The 3154-nt window shown below is 49.0% G+C and carries 3 protein-coding genes; 2 read left to right on the top strand and 1 reads right to left on the bottom strand.

The window, feature by feature from the left end:
- Positions 1-1343 (top strand): leucyl aminopeptidase (locus QZ147_RS08830; protein WP_295149451.1); only part of this gene is annotated, 1343 nt, incomplete at its 5' end.
- Positions 1343-2446, top strand: a complete 1104-nt coding sequence (gene ychF, locus QZ147_RS08825) for a redox-regulated ATPase YchF (protein ID WP_295149449.1) — start codon at positions 1343-1345, stop codon at positions 2444-2446. The genes QZ147_RS08830 and ychF, both read left to right, overlap by 1 nt.
- 405 nt (positions 2447-2851) lie before the next feature.
- Here ychF and QZ147_RS08820 read toward each other — a convergent pair.
- A partial coding sequence (locus QZ147_RS08820) for a phosphatidylserine decarboxylase (protein ID WP_295149446.1) occupies positions 2852-3154 on the bottom strand: 303 nt, incomplete at its 5' end.

Raw genomic sequence — 3154 nt, 5'->3', positions numbered from 1 at the left:
CGTTTAAATTCGCCAACTACAAGGGCGAGAGCGTCTTGCTTTTGCTAGAAAGCGGCAGGATCTACGTACCGCTAAATAAGCTTGGCTACGATGAGCTTCGAATAGCTGCGGCAAAAGCCTATAACGCCGTAAAATCGCTAAACGTCAAAAGCCTAAAACTAGCCTCATACGTCGCAGGCTGCCAAAAAATGAGCTTTCAAGCTCTAACCGAGGGCTTTTTGCTAGGCGCTTACGAATTTAACAAATACAAAGAAAAAAAAGAAAAATACGCGCTAAAAGATATCATTTTTAGCCAAGAGGAGTATAACGACAAGGATGTCCGCGAAAACGACGCAAAGGATGGCTTTGCTCACGGCGAGATAATCGCCTCTGCGACGAATTTCACCAAAGACATCGTAAACGAAATACCTGAAATCTACACTCCGCAAAAAATGGCCGAGGACGCGCAAAATTTAGCTAAAAACTATCCAAATTTAAGCTGCAAAATTTACGACGAGAAATTCCTCGAAAAAGAAAAGATGAACGCATTTTTAGCGGTAAACAGAGCCAGCGTCCATCCGCCTCGCCTCATCCACCTCATCTACAAGCCAAAAGGCGCAAAAAAACGCGTAATCTTCGTCGGCAAGGGGCTAACCTACGATAGCGGCGGACTTAGCTTAAAGCCGGCTGATTATATGCTAACGATGAAAGCCGATAAAAGCGGCGCGGCTGCGGCGATGGGTATAATTAAAGGCGCGGCCGAGCTAAATTTGCCGTTTGAAATTCACGCTATTTTAGGCGCGACCGAAAATATGATCGGTGGCAACGCCTATAAGCCCGACGACGTGCTGATCTCTCGCAGCGGCGTTAGTATCGAGGTGCGAAACACCGACGCAGAGGGCCGTTTGGTGCTCGCAGACTGCCTTAGCTACGCGCAGGATTTTAAACCAGACGTGCTGATCGACATGGCGACGCTAACTGGCGCTTGCGTGGTGGGTCTTGGCGAATACACAAGCGGCATAATGGGCAACAACGAGGAGCTAAAAGTGGAATTTAAAGCAAAAGCGGCAAAAAGCGGCGAGCTAAATACGATTTTAGAGTTTAACCCTCATTTGCGCGAGCTGATCAAAAGCCAGATCGCAGACGTCAGTAACACGGCGTCTAGTCGCTACGGCGGCGCGATCACGGCGGGCATCTTCCTAGATAAATTTATAAAAGACGAATTTAAAGATAAATGGATACACCAAGATATCGCAGGCCCCGCATACACCGAAAAAGCTTGGGGATATAACCAAGCGGGCGCGACGGGAGCGGGCGTGCGAATGAATCTTTATTATCTATGCGCTATGGCAAAGGAGCTGTAATGGGACTAGCAGTAGGTATCGTAGGTTTGCCAAACGTCGGCAAATCAACCACGTTTAACGCGCTAACGAAGGCGCAAAACGCCGAGAGCGCAAACTATCCGTTCTGCACGATCGAGCCAAACAAAGCCGTCGTGCCGGTGCCCGATAAGCGCCTAGGCGAGCTAGCCAAAATCGTAAATCCAAATAAAATCCAATACTCCACGATCGAGTTCGTCGATATCGCGGGGCTCGTAAAGGGTGCGAGCGCGGGCGAAGGTCTGGGAAATAAATTTCTCTCAAACATCCGCGAAACCGAAGTGATACTGCACATCGTGCGCTGCTTTGAGGATGAAAACATCACTCACGTAGAAGGTGGCGTCGATCCCGTACGAGACGTCGAGATCATCGAAACCGAGCTCATCCTCGCCGACATCGAGCAGCTAAACAAAAAAATCGAGCGCCTAACCCGCGAAGCCAAAGCAAACGCAAAAGGCGCAAAAGAGGCGCTAGAAACGGCAAATGCGCTGCTAGCCCACCTAAACGACGGCAAAAGCGCAAGCAGCTTCGGCGGCAAGGACGAAGAGGCGTTTATAAATTTAAACAAAGAGCTAAGACTACTCAGCGCAAAAGAGGTCGTCTACGGCGCAAATGTGGGTGAGGACGGTATCTCGGAGGATAACAAATACGTGCAGGCGCTTCGCGAGTTTGCCGCGCGCTCGGGGCACGAGGTCATCAAGCTTTGCGCCAAGATCGAAGAGGAGCTCGTCGGACTTAGCGACGAAGAGGCGCATGAGTTTTTAAGCTCGCTAGGCACGAACGAAAGCGGCCTGGAAAAGATCATCAAAACGGCGTTTGCGAAGCTAAATTTGATCAGCTACTTTACCGCGGGCGTCGTCGAGGTACGCGCATGGACGATCGTAAAAGGCTGGAAAGCGCCGAAAGCCGCCAGCGTCATCCACAACGACTTTGAGCGAGGATTTATCAGAGCCGAGGTCATCGGCTACGAGGACTACATCGCGTGCGGCGGCGAAAACCCGGCTAAAGAGGCAGGCAAAATGCGCCTAGAAGGCAAAGACTACGTCGTTCAAGACGGCGACGTGATGCATTTTAGATTTAACGTTTAAACTAAGGCGAAATTTAAATTTGCGGCGCTATACGCCTGCATTTTCGCCGCAAGACGGTCGCGGGTGCAAAAGGCTTTCTTAAAAATATAGCGAAACGTCCTAGCGGTTATAACGAAGGATAATACTTTCAACGGCTATAACTATTACTCGCAAACGACGCTTAGCGACTGCCGGATAAGCAAAAATTTACAAAATTTCTTAGTTGATGCAGTAGTGCACTGCGACATTCCCGCTCGCAAATATGCAAATCTTATTTTTAAAATTTTAGCATGTAAACAAAAAGCCGAATATACGTTAATTACAACCGCCGTAAATCGCAAACGCGCGCGGCCTATCTTGCGCCGACCGGATAAGAAAGTCGCAATCGCCGAAAATACGCCAAGCGCCGAATACCAGACCTGGATATCAAAGCGCTCGCTCATTTAATAACCCTATCGTTTCGCCCTGTTTTAACGGTTTTTCGGGAAATAAATTATATTCTATCGCGCCTTTTTGGCTGATGATTAAAATCGTAGATCCAAGCTCGAAATTCCCGAGCTGCTGCCCTTTTAAAACGCGCAAATTTTCATACCCATAAACCTGCGTAAAATCCGCATTCGCGTTCGTCTGAATACGCTCGTCGAAACAAAATTTCATCCGCCCGACGTTTAACGCGCCTACGAATACGAGCCACAGCCGCTCGCCGCCGTTCATTTCGCAGCGCAAAAC

It is taken from the genome of uncultured Campylobacter sp., assembly GCF_905371695.1.
Classification (GTDB): domain Bacteria; phylum Campylobacterota; class Campylobacteria; order Campylobacterales; family Campylobacteraceae; genus Campylobacter_A.
The sequence above is the reverse complement of the archived record's forward strand: the minus strand, read 5'-3'. Positions and strand labels throughout refer to the sequence as shown.

Excerpts from the sequence above, each read along its gene's own strand:
- ychF (WP_295149449.1), top strand. The coding sequence starts at position 1,343 with ATGGGACTAGCAGTAGGTATCGTAGGTTTGCCAAACGTCGGCAAATCA.